Source organism: Bacteroides finegoldii DSM 17565, assembly GCF_000156195.1.
Classification (GTDB): Bacteria; Bacteroidota; Bacteroidia; order Bacteroidales; family Bacteroidaceae; genus Bacteroides; species Bacteroides finegoldii.
In genome coordinates, this window is sequence record NZ_GG688326.1 from 12,245 (window position 1) to 30,071 (window position 17,827).

General features: G+C 41.3%; 9 protein-coding genes. 4 read left to right on the forward strand and 5 right to left on the reverse strand.

The window, feature by feature from the left end:
• The first annotated feature begins 123 nt into the window (after positions 1-123).
• Genes proC through BACFIN_RS07480 form a run of 3 tightly spaced genes read left to right on the forward strand, consistent with a single transcriptional unit; the run spans position 124 to position 3,162 of the window.
• Positions 124-897 carry a pyrroline-5-carboxylate reductase gene (gene proC / locus BACFIN_RS07490; RefSeq protein ID WP_007754833.1) on the forward strand — a complete coding sequence of 258 codons (774 nt, stop codon included), beginning with the start codon at positions 124-126 and terminating at the stop codon, positions 895-897.
• Between the two features lie 47 nt (positions 898-944).
• Complete coding sequence (locus tag BACFIN_RS07485) at positions 945-1,499, forward strand: helix-turn-helix domain-containing protein (protein ID WP_007754835.1); 555 nt, start codon at positions 945-947, stop codon at positions 1,497-1,499.
• 7 nt (positions 1,500-1,506) lie between these two features.
• Positions 1,507-3,162 (forward strand): AMP-binding protein, encoded by a 1,656-nt coding sequence (locus BACFIN_RS07480; RefSeq protein ID WP_007754836.1) that lies wholly within the window; start codon positions 1,507-1,509, stop codon positions 3,160-3,162.
• Positions 3,163-3,273: 111 nt separating this feature from the next.
• On the opposite strand, the gene BACFIN_RS07475 is transcribed toward BACFIN_RS07480, so the two are convergent.
• Positions 3,274-4,815, reverse strand: coding sequence for a glycoside hydrolase family 28 protein (locus tag BACFIN_RS07475; protein ID WP_007754838.1), 1,542 nt, complete (start codon positions 4,813-4,815; stop codon positions 3,274-3,276).
• A gap of 212 nt (positions 4,816-5,027) precedes the next feature.
• Here BACFIN_RS07475 and BACFIN_RS07470 point away from each other — a divergent pair, with 212 nt between their 5' ends.
• Positions 5,028-9,407 (forward strand): hybrid sensor histidine kinase/response regulator transcription factor, encoded by a 4,380-nt coding sequence (locus tag BACFIN_RS07470; RefSeq protein ID WP_007754840.1) that lies wholly within the window; start codon positions 5,028-5,030, stop codon positions 9,405-9,407.
• Positions 9,408-9,443: 36 nt separating this feature from the next.
• Here the strand turns inward: BACFIN_RS07470 and BACFIN_RS07465 are convergent, their stop codons facing one another.
• Genes BACFIN_RS07465 through BACFIN_RS07450 form a run of 4 tightly spaced genes read right to left on the reverse strand, consistent with a single transcriptional unit; the run spans position 9,444 to position 17,809 of the window.
• Positions 9,444-10,748 (reverse strand): pectinesterase family protein, encoded by a 1,305-nt coding sequence (locus BACFIN_RS07465; protein WP_007754842.1) that lies wholly within the window; start codon positions 10,746-10,748, stop codon positions 9,444-9,446.
• Positions 10,749-10,781: 33 nt separating this feature from the next.
• Positions 10,782-12,455 (reverse strand): DUF5123 domain-containing protein, encoded by a 1,674-nt coding sequence (locus BACFIN_RS07460; RefSeq protein ID WP_004299827.1) that lies wholly within the window; start codon positions 12,453-12,455, stop codon positions 10,782-10,784.
• Positions 12,456-12,471: 16 nt separating this feature from the next.
• Positions 12,472-14,547: a RagB/SusD family nutrient uptake outer membrane protein gene (locus tag BACFIN_RS07455; RefSeq protein WP_032839721.1), complete on the reverse strand. Its 2,076-nt coding sequence runs from the start codon at positions 14,545-14,547 to the stop codon at positions 12,472-12,474.
• Positions 14,548-14,557: 10 nt separating this feature from the next.
• Complete coding sequence (locus tag BACFIN_RS07450; protein WP_050761287.1) at positions 14,558-17,809, reverse strand: SusC/RagA family TonB-linked outer membrane protein; 3,252 nt, start codon at positions 17,807-17,809, stop codon at positions 14,558-14,560.
• Between the last annotated feature and the right edge of the window lie 18 nt (positions 17,810-17,827).

Sequence of the window (17,827 nt, forward strand, 5' to 3'; positions counted from 1 at the left end):
ATAAACAGCCAACGATAAAAAGCAGCCTACCTCAGAATTTTATTTCTTATCCGGGCTGCTTTTTGTTTTTTCGCAATTAACCGTTACCTTTGTCTGTAACAATTCATTAAAAACAAGCGTCGTATGAAAATAGCTATTATCGGTGCAGGCAACATGGGTGGTTCTATCGCCCGTGGTCTGGCAAAAGGAAGTCTGATAGAAGATTCAGACATTATCGTATCCAACCCCAGCGCCGGCAAGCTGGAACAGCTGAAGAAAGAATTTCCGAACATCTCTACAACTCACAATAACGCGGAAGCGGCAACGGGAGCGGACATCGTTATCCTCGCCGTAAAGCCTTGGTTTATGCAGCCGGTAATGCGCGAGTTGAAGCTGAAGGGCAAGCAGATACTTATATCCGTAGCCGCAGGAATCAGTTTTGAAGAGCTGGCACATTATGTGGTAGTACCAGAAATGCCGATGTTCCGCCTCATCCCTAACACCGCCATCAGTGAACTGGAAAGTATGACACTCGTTGCTGCCCGCAATACAAATGACGAACAAGACAAGTTCATCCTCCGGCTATTCAGCGAGATGGGCACAGTCATGCTTATCCCCGAAGACAAAATAACAGCCGCTACGGCGTTGGCTTCCTGCGGTATCGCATACGTTCTGAAATACGTTCAGGCAGCCATGCAAGCGGGTATCGAAATGGGTATCCGTCCGAAAGACGCCATGACTATGGTGGCACAATCTCTGAAAGGAGCCGCCTCATTGATTCTGAATAATGACACTCATCCCAGCGTGGAAATCGACAAAGTGACTACTCCGGGAGGAATCACCATCAAAGGAATCAACGAGCTGGAACATAACGGTTTCACCTCCGCTATCATTAAAGCCATGAAGGCCAGCAAATAATGGCTGCTGCAAATCATTAATCACTAACAAACTAATCACTAAATAACATGAATGATCAGATTAGACAAATAGCAGAACGTCTCCGTGGATTGCGGGATGTGTTGGAATTGACCGCTGAGGACATCGCCCGCGACAGTGACATATCCGCCGAAGAATACCGGCTCGCAGAAACAGGCGACTATGACATCTCCGTCAGTATGCTGCAAAAGATAGCCCGCACTTATAACATAGCCCTTGATGCGCTGATGTTCGGTGAGGAGCCCAAGATGAGCAGTTATTTCGTAACCCGTGCAGGCAAAGGTGTCAGTATAGAACGTACGAAAGCCTACAAATACCAGTCATTGGCTTCCGGATTCATGAACCGCACCGCCGATCCCTTCATTGTGACCGTTGAGCCGAAAGGTGATGACGAGCCGATTCATTACAACAAGCACAACGGACAAGAATTCAACCTTGTGATTGAAGGTCGTATGCTTATCAACATCGAAGGGAAAGAAATTATCCTTAATCAAGGAGACAGCATTTATTTTAACTCCAAACTTCCACATGGCATGAAAGCGCTCGACGGCAAAACGGTACGTTTTCTGGCTGTAATTATGTAACAATATCATGATAGAAAGATTTTTAGCAAAGACTAACTTTGCCTCACAAGAGGATTTCATCAAGAACTTAAAAATAAACGTCCCGGAGAATTTCAACTTCGGTTATGACGTAGTGGATGCTTGGGCTGCCGAGCAACCCGACAAGAAAGCCCTGCTTTGGACAAACGACAAAGGCGAAAGCCGACAGTTCTCATTTGCCGACATGAAACGTTATACGGATATGACGGCTTCTTATTTCCAAAGTCTGGGGATCGGACGCGGGGATATGGTAATGCTGATTTTAAAACGTCGCTATGAATTTTGGTATAGCATTATCGCACTTCATAAACTGGGAGCGACCGTCATTCCCGCCACTCACCTGCTGACAAAGAAAGATATAGTCTACCGTTGCAACGCCGCTGATATCAAGATGATTGTGGCTGCCGGTGAAGGAGTGATTCTCCAACATATCAAGGAGGCTATGCCCGACTGTCCCACTGTGGAGAAGCTGGTCAGCGTCGGTCCTGAGATTCCCGAAGGTTTCGAAGATTTCCATCAGGGAATTGAGAATGCCGCTCCGTTCGTACGTCCCCGCCATGCCAATACCAATGATGACATCTCACTGATGTATTTTACTTCCGGCACGACCGGCGAACCCAAAATGGTAGCACATGACTTTACCTATCCGTTGGGACATATCGTAACCGGTAGTTTCTGGCACAATCTGAATGAGGAAAGCCTCCATCTTACCATCGCCGATACCGGTTGGGGAAAAGCTGTTTGGGGAAAGCTCTACGGACAATGGATTGCCGGAGCGAATATCTTCGTTTATGACCACGAGAAATTTACTCCCGGAGATATCCTGCAAAAGATACACGACTATCATGTCACTTCACTTTGCGCACCTCCCACCATTTTCCGCTTCCTGATTCATGAAGACCTGACGAAATACGACTTGTCCTCACTCAAATATTGCACCATTGCAGGCGAAGCATTGAATCCGGCCGTATTCGATACCTTCAAAAAATTGACAGGTATCAAACTAATGGAAGGTTTCGGGCAGACTGAAACAACACTGACCGTAGCCACGATGCCATGGATGGAACCGAAACCGGGAAGCATGGGACTGCCGAATCCTCAATATGACGTTGACTTGATAGACCACGAAGGTCGTTCCGTTGAAGCCGGAGAACAAGGACAAATCGTAATCCGCACCAGCAAAGGTAAACCCATCGGTCTCTTCAAAGAGTACTATCGTGATGCGGAACGTACTCGCGAAGCTTGGCATGACGGTATCTACTACACCGGTGACGTTGCCTGGAAAGATGAAGACGGTTATCTCTGGTTTGTAGGCCGTGCGGACGATGTTATCAAAAGTTCCGGTTATCGTATCGGCCCGTTCGAAGTAGAAAGCGCGTTGATGACGCATCCGGCAGTCATTGAATGTGCTATCACCGGTGTACCGGACGAAATTCGCGGACAGGTAGTAAAAGCTACGATTGTTCTTTCGAAAGACTACAAAGCCCGTGCAAGTGAAGAACTGATTAAGGAATTGCAGAATCATGTAAAAAAAGTGACTGCTCCTTATAAGTATCCGCGTGTGATTGAATTTGTAGAAGAGCTACCTAAGACAATCAGCGGTAAGATCCGCCGGGTAGAGATTCGCGAAAACGATAAGAAGTAAATTATAAACAACTCTAATCAATAGAAGAACGATATTACAGATGATGTAATATCGTTCTTCTCATATCTACCCAACAATAAAATTCAACAGAAATAATATGATAGTTCCTGTTTATTTAAAACTCTCTTTTTTCCAATAATTATGTCCTTCAATAATATGACTGTTATTAGCTTTATAAAAATCCTTCACAGGAGTCATCTGAAAACAATCATTAATAATAGCATTATCGACATCTTCAAAAGTAACAATCGGTTGTTGGGTAACAGGATACTTCGATCTAACATTATTCAGAACAATCTGCTTACACTTACTGAATTGCCACGGTGAACCAGTCTGCGAAGAGAAATCCACATTATCAAAACGAATATCTTCAGCAATATCAACTATAAATCCAACCTCTGCCTTCATATTAATATTTGAAAAGGACAAGCCTTGTACGGGCATTTCTTCAATCCCTTTAATATAACCAATTTGCTTGATATCAGAACCTGTAATATTGCTTAAATGAATGTTCCGGAAAACAGGAGTCCGCTCACTGACAGGCTCCATTTTTGACTCTTTATCATAGAACAAATCAAAAATGAAGGCATTCCGCTGAATATTCTTCATGACGATATTATCTACCCGAAGCTCTTCAACGACCCCTCCTCTCCCGCGCGAGGACTTTAGACGAATACCGGAATCTATACCATCGAAAACACAATTAGAAATTGTCACTCTCCTTACACCGCCTGACATTTCACTACCAATAACTACCCCTCCATGACCGGAAAGCATAACACAATTAGTTATCGTTATATTTTCACATGCCTTTCCATATTTCCGTCCATCAGCATCACGCCCCGATTTAATTGTGATACAATCATCTCCCACACTAATAAAACAATCAGAAATACGTACATTCCGGCAAGAAGAAGGGTTTATTCCATCCGTATTGGGACCTTTTGGATCTTTTGAGGGGTTATATATCGTCACTCCATGCACTGTTACATTATCACAAAAAGCCGGATTTATGGTCCAAAAAGGAGAATTGACAATTCTCACATTCTCTATCAACACATTGTTACATTCATAAAACTGAATAAAAGGAGGACGAAACATACGACGCTCTAAAGAAGGTTTATAATAATCCGAGATTTCCAGTTCTTCATTAGCCTCTTCCCACATTCGTTGTAGTTTATTCAAAGCAGGCAATTTTCCTCCGTTTTTTTTAATCAGTTCCCGTGTTTCTTTCTCCCAGCTCCACCATTTAAATCCATTACCGTCCAATGTTCCACGCCCGGTTATAGTCAAATTCTCCGCATCATGCGCATAAATCAGGGGAGACAAAGTATTCATCACTGTACCTTCCCAACGAATCTTCACAAAAGGAAGATAATCTTCAAAACGATCTGAAAAACGAAGAACAGCTCCGGACTCCACATACAAAGTTATATTACTTTTCATGTGGATAGTGGCTGTCAAATAAACACCTGCCGGGAAATAAATAGTTCCTCCACCTTCAGAAGATGCTTTTTCAATCGTTTGGTTTATTAACTCCGTACAAGATTCAATACCTCGGGGATCAGCTCCAAGCTCCTTCATATTAAAGGTACGAGACCATGCGGTTACGGCTATAACAAGTCCCACTACACAAATAAATAGACGTTTCATTTATAGTTTTCATTTAAAATTTTACCAGTTCTAATTGTCAAAACAAAAGTACGAGGTATCTTCTCTCCTTATAGGGTAATAATTGTGCTTGATAGAGGATAGACAGGTGGATTAAATATGCAAAAGCGTGCATTTTATGTTCAATCACGGTTTTATATTTCCTTTTTAATCCAGTTTTATCTATTTTTGCTCTACACATAATTTATAATATCATGAAGACACTCTATGTTTTCCTTTTATGCTTATACACCAGTCTGACTGTAGCAGCTCAACCTCTTTGCCAGATTAAACACTTCTCTGTCAATAGTGGCCTTTCGCAAGGAGTAGTAGTGAATATAATGCAAGACAAAAAAGGATTTCTTTGGTTCGCCACCTGGAATGGACTGAACAAATTCGACGGATACACATTTAAAAATTACAAAGCATTCCCGGGAGACGGCTGTACGTTAACGACCAACCGCTTCTCTTATATTACAGAAAGCAAAGACGGAGATATATGGTGCAAATCTTATGATAACCGTGCATATCTATTCGATATTCAAACAGAGAAGTTTATTGACATACTCCTTCCTATTGAATCATCCCTACAACAGACCAACATAGTCAGCAATATCTATACCTTAAATAAAGGGATTACATGGATCACCTGCGAACAAGGTTATGCTTTCAGAATCAATGAGCAAACCTGCAAAGAAGGAAAAGATATCATTTTATACAGCAGTTTCAACCAAAATTTAAAAGGAAACAAGATATTCGACATTTACGAAGATTCCGACGGGGACGAATGGATCATGACAGATAAGGGAGTAACCATCATCGGGAAAAAACGAATCAACAGCGATTATCCGTTCAAAATGGTCAAAGAATATAATAAGAGAATATATCTTATCTCAACTTCCGGAAAAATCGCAATATATGATCCCAAGAACGGAAATATAAAATTCCAGGAGCTACCATGTCCTATCACAGATATCTATTCCATATCTTCCATTTCCCCTTCTAATGACAAGATCGGCTTAGGAACTGACAACGGATTTATAACATACGATACAGAAAAGAAAAAATTCCAACATTTTAATATACAAACAGCCACCCAGCCATCCAATGAAGCTCATTTCTTTTATCAGGACAAAACCGGAGAAGTCTGGATCTTTGCCAATACCTCCGGTGTGATAAAGCTAAATCTGAAAACAGGAGATAAGCAGCACTTCACAGCTCCTATACAAAACCTAATCCAATATGAACGCGACAACCGGTACATGATCTTTGAAGACCATGAAGGCACACTATGGATGAGTCCTCAAAAAGGGCATTTGTGCTATTATGACCGCGACAGTAATCAACTGAAACTATACTTTGCAGATGAAAATAATCCCGCTTCCCTATTTGCCCCCTCTATTCGCTATTATTATACCGACCGGCAACAGAATGTATGGATTACCAATGACCGGGGCGTAGACAAAATATCTTTCTATCCCAATAAATACAGAATACGTCCCATAGACAATGGATTGGAAATACGTGCTTTTCTTGCCGACAAACAGAAACGTCTCTGGGTTGCTTCCAAAAAGGGAAACGTCAGAATTTACCGTCCGGATGGGACATTAGAAGGCTACCTTTCTCCACAGGGCATAATCACCCCTCAAGAGGTTACTTTCGGAAAAAGTGTGTACTGTTTTATGGAAGATAAACAAGGAAATATATGGATGGGAACCAAAAAAGACGGCCTCATCCTTCTAAAGAAGAAAAATGAGCACTCCTATCTTTTACAACAATTCGTCCATCAGCCACAAGATACATACAGTTTAAGCAACAATAGTGTCTATAGTATTATTCAGGATAGTCATGACAATATATGGATCGCATGTTATGGAGGTGGCCTCAACCTATTATCACACGCACCTGATGGTTCTACCAACTTTATCCATAGCGGCAACCGGCTGAAAAACTATCCTGTTTCTACTTCACTCAAAATAAGACATATCGCAGAAGCCCCCAACGGAGTGTTATTGATTGGCACAACCAATGGTTTACTTACATTCTCCAATAAGTTCGATCAGCCTGAAGAAATTAAGTTCTATCACAGCAACCGTATCCCTAATGTAGATTCCAGCCTTAGCAGTAATGATGTCATGCAGATATTTACTGACAGTCGAAAAAACACTTATGTAATAACATTCACCGGAGGAATCAGCCAGGTTATCTCTAAAAATCTGCTCACGGAAGATATACAATTCAAAAGTTATACAATCAAAGACGGATTAGCTTCTGATTTGGTACTTTCAATGCTCGAAGATACTCAAAAACAATTATGGGTAATCTCCGAAAACTCCATATCCAAATTCAATCCACAACAAGGAACATTTGAGAATTATGGAAGTAATTACTTTCAGAGAGAACTGAATCTCACTGAAGCAGTTCCCACACTAACCAGTCAAAAGAAAATCGTTCTCGGAACCAATCAAGGGATACTTGAAATCAACACAGAACAAATGAAAAAAAGTTCTTACGTACCTCCTATTGTATTTACCGGACTCAAAATACAAGGAAGTCAACTTCATGTAGCGCTTGATGACATAAAAGAACTGGAACTAAATCCTTCGGAACGTAATGTCACCTTTCAATTTGCAGCCATTGATTATGTAAATCCCGATGCCATCGAATACGCCTATCGCCTGCAAGGCCTGGAAGAAGAATGGAACGAAGCCGGTAATAACCGCTCTGCAACATACATAAATTTACCTGCCGGAGAATATCAACTGCAAATCCGTTCCAGCAATAGCGACGGAGTATGGACCGATAATATACGCACTCTCCCCATTCATGTTTTACCCACTTTTTGGGAAACATACTGGGCATGGTTATTCTATATTGTCATGTTCGTGTTATTCACTACTATCATTGTATACATTCTGTTCTATATCTACCGTTTGCGGCATCAGGTTGACTTGGAACAACATTTATCCAATATCAAATTACGCTTCTTCACTGATATTTCACATGAATTACGCACTCCTTTAACTTTAATATCCAGCCCTGTATCAGAAATTCTAGCGCATGAAACAATCTCTCCGACAGTTCGGGAACATCTAAATTTGGTACATAAAAACACAGAACGTATGCTTCGTCTGGTTAATCAACTACTGGATTTCCGCAAAATCCAAAATAAGAAGATGAAAGTGTTGGTAGAAAAGACAGAACTCGTTTCCCAATTACAGAAGATAATGGAAAGCTTCCACCTTATAGCAAAAGAAAAGAGAATTGATTTCCAACTTCAAACTAATACAGACAAAATATACGCATGGGTAGACCGTGACAAATTTGAAAAGATATTCTTCAATCTACTTTCAAATGCCTTCAAATATACACCGAACGGGAAGAAAGTAACGGTAAATATGATAACAGGTTCGGAGCAAGTCACCATCTCCGTATCCGATGAAGGCATTGGCATTGCTCCCGAAAAGCAACAATCCCTATTTTATCGATTTGAAACACTGGCACAATACAATATCTTGCAGCCCTCATCCGGCATTGGGCTTTCACTGGTACGCGAATTAATAGAATTACATCACGGAAATATCCAAGTGAAAAGCGAGCCGGGAAATGGAAGTGAATTCATTGTCACACTTCCTAAGGAAGAAAAAGCATTTGCAGACGATCAACAAGCCGAATTTATTTTATCCGACAGTGACAATAATTCACCGACGATACAAGCTACTGAAGAAGATTCGGATAATACATCCTTCAAGGCAGCATACGCAGAGAATGAAAATAAAACCGACACAGAGGATGAAAAAACTTCCATTCTTATTGTCGAAGACAACAATGAATTACGTCATTTCCTATGGAATATCCTGTCAGAGACTTACACTGTTCTCGAAGCAGCAAATGGAAAAGAAGGATTAAAATATGCACAGCAGTACATTCCGGATCTGATAATCAGTGATGTCATGATGCCGATCATGGATGGATTAGACATGGTGAAAGCAATCAAAGCCGATCATAACACCTGCCATATTCCTATTATATTACTATCAGCAAAATCTTCTTTAGATGATCGGATAGCAGGACTGGAACAAGGTATCGATGACTACATTACCAAACCATTCAGCTCTACATACTTAAAAACCAAAATCTTGTCGCTGCTCCGTCAACGTAAACAGCTACAAGATCTATATTTATCGAAACTGTCAGAGCATACTCAAGAAGAGGATCATATAAATGGGTGGGAGCCTTCACAACCTCAAGTGACTCCATACGATGAACAATTCATGCAACAAGTAATGGCGTTTATGGAGGAACAAATGGATAATACAGATATCACCATCGACGACTTCGCCAACAAACTAATGTTAAGCCGTACGGTATTCTACCGAAAATTAAAATCCATTGTTGGGCTGACTCCGGTAGATTTCGTATGTGAAATGCGCATCAAACGAGCCGCCCAGCTAATTGAAAAAAGTGAATACAGTTTCTCCCAAATTGCTTATATGACCGGTTTCAATGACCCGAAGTACTTTAGCAGGCGCTTCAAAAAAATCATGGGAGTCACTCCTACAGAATATAAAGAAAGAAAGGGAGATGCCTCATAAGCACCTCCCCTTTCCTTACCAGTTTTCTATATTCAATTACAATACACCTTTTTTACCTTGCGTTCCATATTGATTCACGGCAGATACCTTCAAAGCATAATTCACTTCCGACACCGGAAAAGAGGTATCAGTAGTCGTCCCGAGAATCTGTTCTCCATCATATACAATATATCCGATCGCATTCTTCACAGGATTCCATTTAAGAGTGCCTTGCTGATAAACCAGACTGCGCGGACTTCCTAATTTCTCCATCATAATACGCGGATTCCAGCCATCATTACCCGGAATCATATTTTCGTACGTATATTTGTCCGCCTCCTCTTTCGTTATAGTTGCCTGACAGGTACCCGATACTTCCTTACCGGTTTGGCGGTCTTTATATTGATATTCCGTTTTGCGTTTACTTAAATCCAACACATTACCCTGTGCATCACGACTATTGTATTCGGCAAAAATTCCGGGAACCGTTCCCATATTCGTCCATCCTTCATCAGCGACAGGGATAAGCATAATGGTATTGATATACACCGTCTTCGAATTATTATGCCATGGACGCCCCAACTTCAAACGTCCGTCAGCCGCTTCACTGTTTCCATCTATAATGCAATTACGAAAAGCATAACCATATTTGGCATCTTTATGGGAAGGAGCCACTATTACTGCTCCACTCCGTACATTATAAAGCGTACAGTTTTCCAGCAACACATCACCACCACCATAAAAATAGTCTACCGCGCCTTCTATCCAGCAATCTTTCACATAGTGCCGACTGACATCATTATTGGCAGTCATCCAAGTATCTTGAAAAGAACGGAACTTACAATTATAAAAGGAAGCACAATCTGCCTGACTATTCATAGCCAAAGCCTGCGGACCATTATCTGATAAAACTCCCCAGTCATTCACATACGAAATGTTTTCCGTATAAAAGTGGTCTCCTTTTACCACCACTACCGATCCCTCGTATTTATAAACTGGAGAGGAAGGATTATGAACCGAGTGTTCCCAATAAGCTGTTTTTCCACCTATTTCTTTACCGGTCAGTTTACTACCAACATTCAAGTTTAAATGAATAATGGTCTTATCCTTATCCTGGCCTATTAAATGTACGTATGGCTTATTCTTAGGGATAATCACCTGCTCATTATACAAGCCATTCTTTATCAGAATCAACCAAGGTTTCGTCTGTCCGTCAGGTACAGCATTGATTGCTTCCTGAACCGTTTTATAATCTCCACTACCATCAACAGCTACAATAGCCTGATAAGGCGATGAGTCCGCCTGTGCATAAATCATTGCACAGGCACTCATCAATAAAATTGATAATACAATATTCTTCATGATATTCTTTATACCTAACAATTATAGGATCAATTAATACCAACGTGGATCACCAGCATTACCCGTTCCGGCAAACCCGGCTCCCGGTTTAATATGGAAATCACCGTTCAATGGATCAACGAACAAGTCATCCGAGCTTTGTTTTATTCTCGTTATTTCTTCAAACCTGTTATTGCCTTCCTGCAGGTCGGAGGTGATATAACAATTATCAGAGAAGTTCAAAATGTCATAAGCACCATTTCCACTATTCATTTTCTTTCCTTTGTTCGGACCGGAGAAAATCAAATTCCGCATTGTCGCAGATTTCGGAGAAGGCGGAGTACTTGCCGCATTATCAAAACGGAAAACTTTAGGCAATTCCTTCTTAGCATCCATAGAATTATAGAAAGTACAATTTTCCAATATCACATCACCGATTCCCCCTTTCACGTCCATCAACTGGTCACCAATATTAATCAATGTACTATTCGTTATAGAAACCTTTTCCAACTGATCGATATTTTTTCCGAAATTAATCATTCCATATCCGTCCGTACCAACTTCGGATATGACACAGTTATCAATCGTAATATCCGTCATGAACACACCACTTCCGTCGCTAATACGTACAAGCGTACGTTTTATGTTCTGTATAGCACAGCCTGTGAATGAAATAGACTGGGCATAAGAACTATTTTTCCAATCCGTCATATAACTGGCCTCGCCATTTCCATTTAGACAAACAAACTCGAATGACAGAGACTGTATCGGAGAAGCCAATGATATTTTATTAGTCACAATAAGCTGTGGACGATTATTTTCATTAGCTTCCGTACTGGTAAACAAAATATTATCCAATCCCGGAATCTTTAGTTCACTTACCTTATACACCGCCCCCGGAGTAAGTTGGACAGTTACATTACTACATTCTTTCTCTTTCACAAAATTAGATAACAATGTACTTAAATCAATGACTCCGGTTTCCGTAGCCTCCACAAAAAGGATTTCGCTACCACCCAATCCCAGTGTTTTGAATACATACGAACCACGTAATGCATCATTATTATAAATCCGAACACGATAGGTCGCTCCATTCTCCAATTCGGAGAGTGTTTTCGAACAAGCCGCTATATCTTCCGAAGTCAAATCAATCTGTTTTTCCTCACCATATTTCGTATCCACCATTTGAGCCAACGTCAGATGAGTTACTCTGTTCGTTTCTTCCCATGTCAAGGTTGCGGAATTAGCTGTAACTTCCACTCCGGTAAATAATTGCTCATCCGGAGTTTTAAATGCTACACTGACATAAGTGCTTGCCTTTCCCTGCGCATCTTCTCCTTTCATACGAACAGAATATTGCGTAGAACCGTTGAACTCCTGAAACAAAGTACGATATTCCACCCTCATAGGCGTATTACTCTCTGAAAATACAGTCAATGTATCTTTCAGAATCGTATCTGTCCTTACATAATTTTCCGCATTAAACTCCAAGCTGTCCGTATAAAACTCAAAAATATAGACTTTTGCATTCACAATCTGCGAATATCTTAATGTAACCGAAGTCGCATCGGTAGCCGACTTATCGAACGTCAACGGACGGAACAAAGCATCATAGTTCTTATTAACTGTCCAGTCATTGGCATCGTCCTCACAGGAAGACATACCCACTATCAAAGCCAATAGTACATACAGGCATGCTCCGGATAATCTATTAACTAGTCTTTTCATCTTTTCCTACCATTAATTATTTATAACCATACGAATTAGAAACATACCCTTGCGTCTTATTGACATCCTCATAATAAATAGCGAATACATGGCGATAATTACACACTCCATTACCAACAGAATATTTACGGAACTCCGCTTCGGCTTCACCGCCCCAGTTTAGCCTGCCAAACAAATTCGAATAGTCGTAAGACGCATTCAGTCCTGTACCGCAAACCAATATTCTAGCCATTGTTTTCACATAATTAGTATTCAGGGTTGCATTTATATCACCATCCTTATTCAATGTCACCTGCATACTGATCCAGTTGCACTCATACTGTCCTTTTGATGTAGAAGCAGTACCGGTTCCCATATCCTCATTGAAGTTAACAGACGACATATCAATGTATTCCGGATTATCAGAGTCTTCATATTTATAATAGATTTTTCTCGGTATTTCATCCACTTGATAAGTCTTCCCGAAAATAGTCACCGGCTTGTAGTCATACAACATACAAAGACCTATTTTCATCTCTTCTATTTTCTCCGCCAACAATCCCCAACGTGTCAAATCCTGACGACGAATAGATTCACAACCAAACTCCCATGCCCGTTCATTGACAATAGCCGTGAAGAAATCCGCGTCATACTGCGTGATTTCGGGAGCACCAGTACCAAATGCTCTTTCACGAACCTTTTCCAAAGCCTGTCGGGGAGACATACCGGCAGTCGGACTAACTGCATCCGGCCCTGTCAATACATTTTGAGCCTCCGCAAACATCAGGTAAATATCTGAATACCGCATCAAAATCCAGTTGATACCAGTAGCAATACGTGAATTAGCTTTCGGGAAACGGACTTTCATATAATTATCAGTCATCCAATACCAACGCCATTTACCACAAGCCACTCCTAATGGATTACAGCGAATAACTTCCTTATTTTTTCCATTCTCATTGATATATTCCTGGAAAACACAAGTAACATCCCGACGGGTGTCTGCCGGATCAAATGAATAAAAATAGTAAGCAGTAGTAGCCGCATATCCTGCCCCTCCCATACCTTGGGTGGTATTAAAAACTCCTCTGTTCAGGTTGTATCCCATCGTGGCCCCCACATCTCCATTCTGTCCTTCACCAAAAGCGACTTCAAACAGGTTTTCATTATACTTGTTGTATTCCAGATGATTGACAGTAGACCAAATATTCTCATAACTGGGATCAAGCTCATGAGGATTATCAGTCGCTCCCAAAATCTCCGCACACTGTTTGGCAGCCAGTTCATAATAATCTTTCCAATTCTTAGGGCGACCGACGAAATATCCGTTCATTTCCGGAATGGTCGGATGATGTTCCACATCCAAGTCCGGAAACTGATTTCCATCTCGTACAGACCATCCTCCGGCAAATAGCGCTACTTTTGCCAACAGTCCTTTGGCAAAACCTTTATTCATGCGTTCTACCGTATATGATTCTTCTCCCATCCAAGGCAGATATTCAATTGCCTCTTTCAAATCCTCTATGATATAATTATAAACAATATCACGATCCACTTTTCCTATATAGACATTTCCCAATCCGCTTTCAGACGCATGCTCTTTATATGGCACATCTCCCCAATAACGGATCAATTCAAAATAGCCTAACGCTTTTAGTGCTAATGCCTCTCCTAAATATCTACGCATGACAGCCTTGTCCGAAGTAGATTGCATCAACGGGGACCGACGTATACCATCTACGATAGTAGTGGCGGATTCTGCCAGATAATAAAGTTTGTCCCATCTGGTATTCCGGTTATAATTATCGTCATAAAAATTGCCAGCACCTTCATCACGAAGTGTCGAATTATAGTTTTCCGTAGAAAACGCACCCGAACCAACCTCCACGTCAGAAGCTCCCTGCCAGTTGACACACAGTTTCTGACCATATATATAGGTGTCCGTCATTGTTGCATACACACCCATCAGGGCTGCTTCCGTCAGAGCGGTCGATTTAAACAGATTCTCATCACTTGGAATAGAAGGACTTTCGGTATCCAAAAAATTATCCATACACGAGGTGCATAACACAGAGGAGGATAAAACCGCTAAAAATAGTTTCTGTATTTTCATTTTTCAAGTATTAAAAAGTAACATTAAGACCGAATACATAAGAATGTGCTTTCGGATATGCAGAATAATCCACACCCGGAGTCAAAGGGGTAGAACGTTGTGTGCTCACTTCAGGATCCTGTCCGGAATAAGCTGTCCAGCAAAACAGGTTATTGGCCGTAGCATACACGCGCAGGTTCTTGACTCCTAGCTTACGAGTCACAGTAACCGGAAGCGTATACCCTAACGTCAGGTTACTACAACGCAAAAAAGAACCATCTTCAATCGCCCAGTCCGTCACAAGCGTACGCCCCATCATAGGCATCCAGATAGAGGCTTTGGAATTGATTTCAACAAAGCGCTCCGGATTGGCATCATTACCATACATTACATTGGCACCCGTTTCCGGATCAATAATCGACCAACGGTTTTCCAAACTCATAAAATCTCTGATATTATTATATTTACGATTCGTATGAGTGGATGCCATAATCTTATTGGCATTATATACTTTATTGCCATATGACCAGTTGAACATTGCCGCCAAGTCAAACCCTCTCCATGCAGCATTCAGCCCGAATCCTCCAATATGCTTTGGCTGTACACTACCGATCACTTTACGGTCATTATCCGCATCGATCACACCGTCATTATTCTGATCCTTCAGTTTGATAAAGCCCGGACCAAAGTTAGGCAGGTCGTTAGAGAACAAAGCCCTGTCGTCTACTACCCCTTCATTCAGTATCCATTTTTTCGTATTCTCATCAAACGTAAAGTCGTCTACAGAATAAAAGCCCTCTACTTCGAATCCATAAATCTGTCCTACCGCCTGACCTACAATAGCACGAAAATCATCAGAGCCGATATCCGGTCGCCAGTTGGATTGCGCACTCAATACGGTTGCCGTTCCATCCAGTTTATTCACTATATTTTTATTGAATGATATATTGAAGTTAGCGCCCAGATAGAAATCTTTACTATTGATAATCGTTCCGCTAAGCGTAAGTTCAACTCCCCTGTTCGTACTGCGGCCTACATTCTGATACTGATATTCATATCCCGAATTTGAAGGAAGATCCATGCGTAAGATTAAATCTTTCGTTATATCATTATAGAAGTCAACCGTCACATTCAAACGGCTATTAAAGAGGCTGGCATCTATTCCCACGTTAGAGGATAACTTCGTCTCCCAAGTCAGATTCTCGTTCCGCAAGGTGTTCTGCAATTTCAGGGCACTCTGTACTGTTTCATTTAGATAATATTGCCTATTGGCAGAAGATTCCATTTTATAATCCTGTCTCCAGTATGAATTGACACGCGCATTACCAACTGACCCGTAACTCACACGAAGTTTCAGATTATCCAGCCAGTCTTCCGTCTGCTTCATAAATTTTTCCTGGGAAATGCGCCATGCCAATGCCATACCCGGGAAAAATCCCCAACGGTTTTCAGGAGCGAACACATTCGTTCCGTCGGCACGGGCTGTAAAAGTGAACATGTACCGGTCTTTGAAAGCATAGTTTAAACGACCGAAGTAAGATGCCGTACGGGAAGGTTCACCAAGAGTGGTATACGTTGGTTGGGATTCTCCATAGTTCCACATAGCCAACACTTCGCTCGCCGTAAAATCCATAGGATAATATTTGGATGAGGCAATCATCTGATTTCTGTAATTACTCACCATTTCATGTCCGGCCATCAGATCAAGGCGGTGATTCTTTTTCAGAGAGAACCGGTAACTCAATATGTTCTGTAAGTTCCATCGTGCACCTTTCTCATCCGTACGTTTGGCTACGGGCTGACCGGCATTGGAGCTCGACTCTCCGGTTTTCTTTAACCAGACATTATCGGTATAATTATAAGTGTATGCGTAACTACCTTTCAGCTGATAAGTCAATCCTTTAACAATTTCCCAGTTAAAGCCGGCATTATAAGTCATAGAAAACTGGTTTTGCTTCTTATACTCATTCACCGTATTATATACAGGATCATTCAATGATGATAACAATGCATCATCCGAGTAATCAATTTCACCCCCAAAAGCATCTCCCGCATCTATACTTGCAAGGCTGTTGATTGGCGAGAAAAGAACGGCATCTCTCAATTTACCTCCATTGGTACCCGCACCGTCAATCACCATTCTAGTCAAACGACTGGAAAACTCAAACTTCAATTTGTTACTCAACTTTTTATCCATCTTCACACTCAAGTTATCCCTCACATAATTGGAGTTGAGCATAATGTACTTCTCATCATCCCGCGTATAACTCAAATTATAACGCAATGTGGCATCCGTTCCTCCTGTTATACCAACGTTATAGCTTTGTTTGAATCCGGTGTTTCCATATACTTTATCCTGCCAGTTCGTGCCTTCTACCGAACGATAAATATTGCGGTCGTCCCAACGTCCATACATCGAATTAATGCTACTAGTCAGAGAGGTGCCCGGATCAAGTTCTTTCTGATAACAGTAGTATTCGTAAGGTGAAAGTACCCCCGTCAGATTATACACATTACTGACACCCCAGTGAGCATTGAATGAGATTTCTGTTTTTCCCGCCTTACCGCTTTTTGTAGTAACAAGAATAACGCCGTTCGCACCTTTAGCTCCATAGATGGCGGTAGAAGAAGCATCTTTCAAAACATCAATGCTTTGAATATCACCGGGAGGAATATCATTGATATTACTCACCTGAAAACCGTCAACAATATATAACGGTGAATTGTCCTGGGTAATAGAACCACCACCACGCACTGTAATCTGGATTGTTGCATCGGGCGATCCATCAGTAGCCACTACATTCACACCTGCCAGTTTTCCTGTAATAGCCGCAGCCGCAGAAGTTATCGGAATATCCTTCAAAACCTTCTCACTCACTGAAGAAATCGCACCGGTCAAATCTCCGCGACGTGAGGTTCCGTATCCTACCACTACCACTTCGTCCAAAGTCTGATTGTCTTCTTCCAACACAACTTTCAGATGTTTGCCCGGTTTCACAGTCGCAACAACTGATTTCATTCCTACAAAACTAATTTCCAACTTTGTTGCATCTTCGGGAACAGACAAAGTGAAATTTCCATCCAAGTCGGTAATTGTACCGACGGAGGACTTTTTCAACACCTTCACACTAGCACCAATAATAGCATCACCGTTGGTATCCACCACCGTTCCTTTCACAGATACCTTCTGTGCATATACTGTTGTCGCCGTTATAAAGCACAAGAGCAAGCAACATATATACGCAAAGCATCTTCTCAAAAATAAATGTCTTTGTACATCCATAGTATTATCTTGATTAAT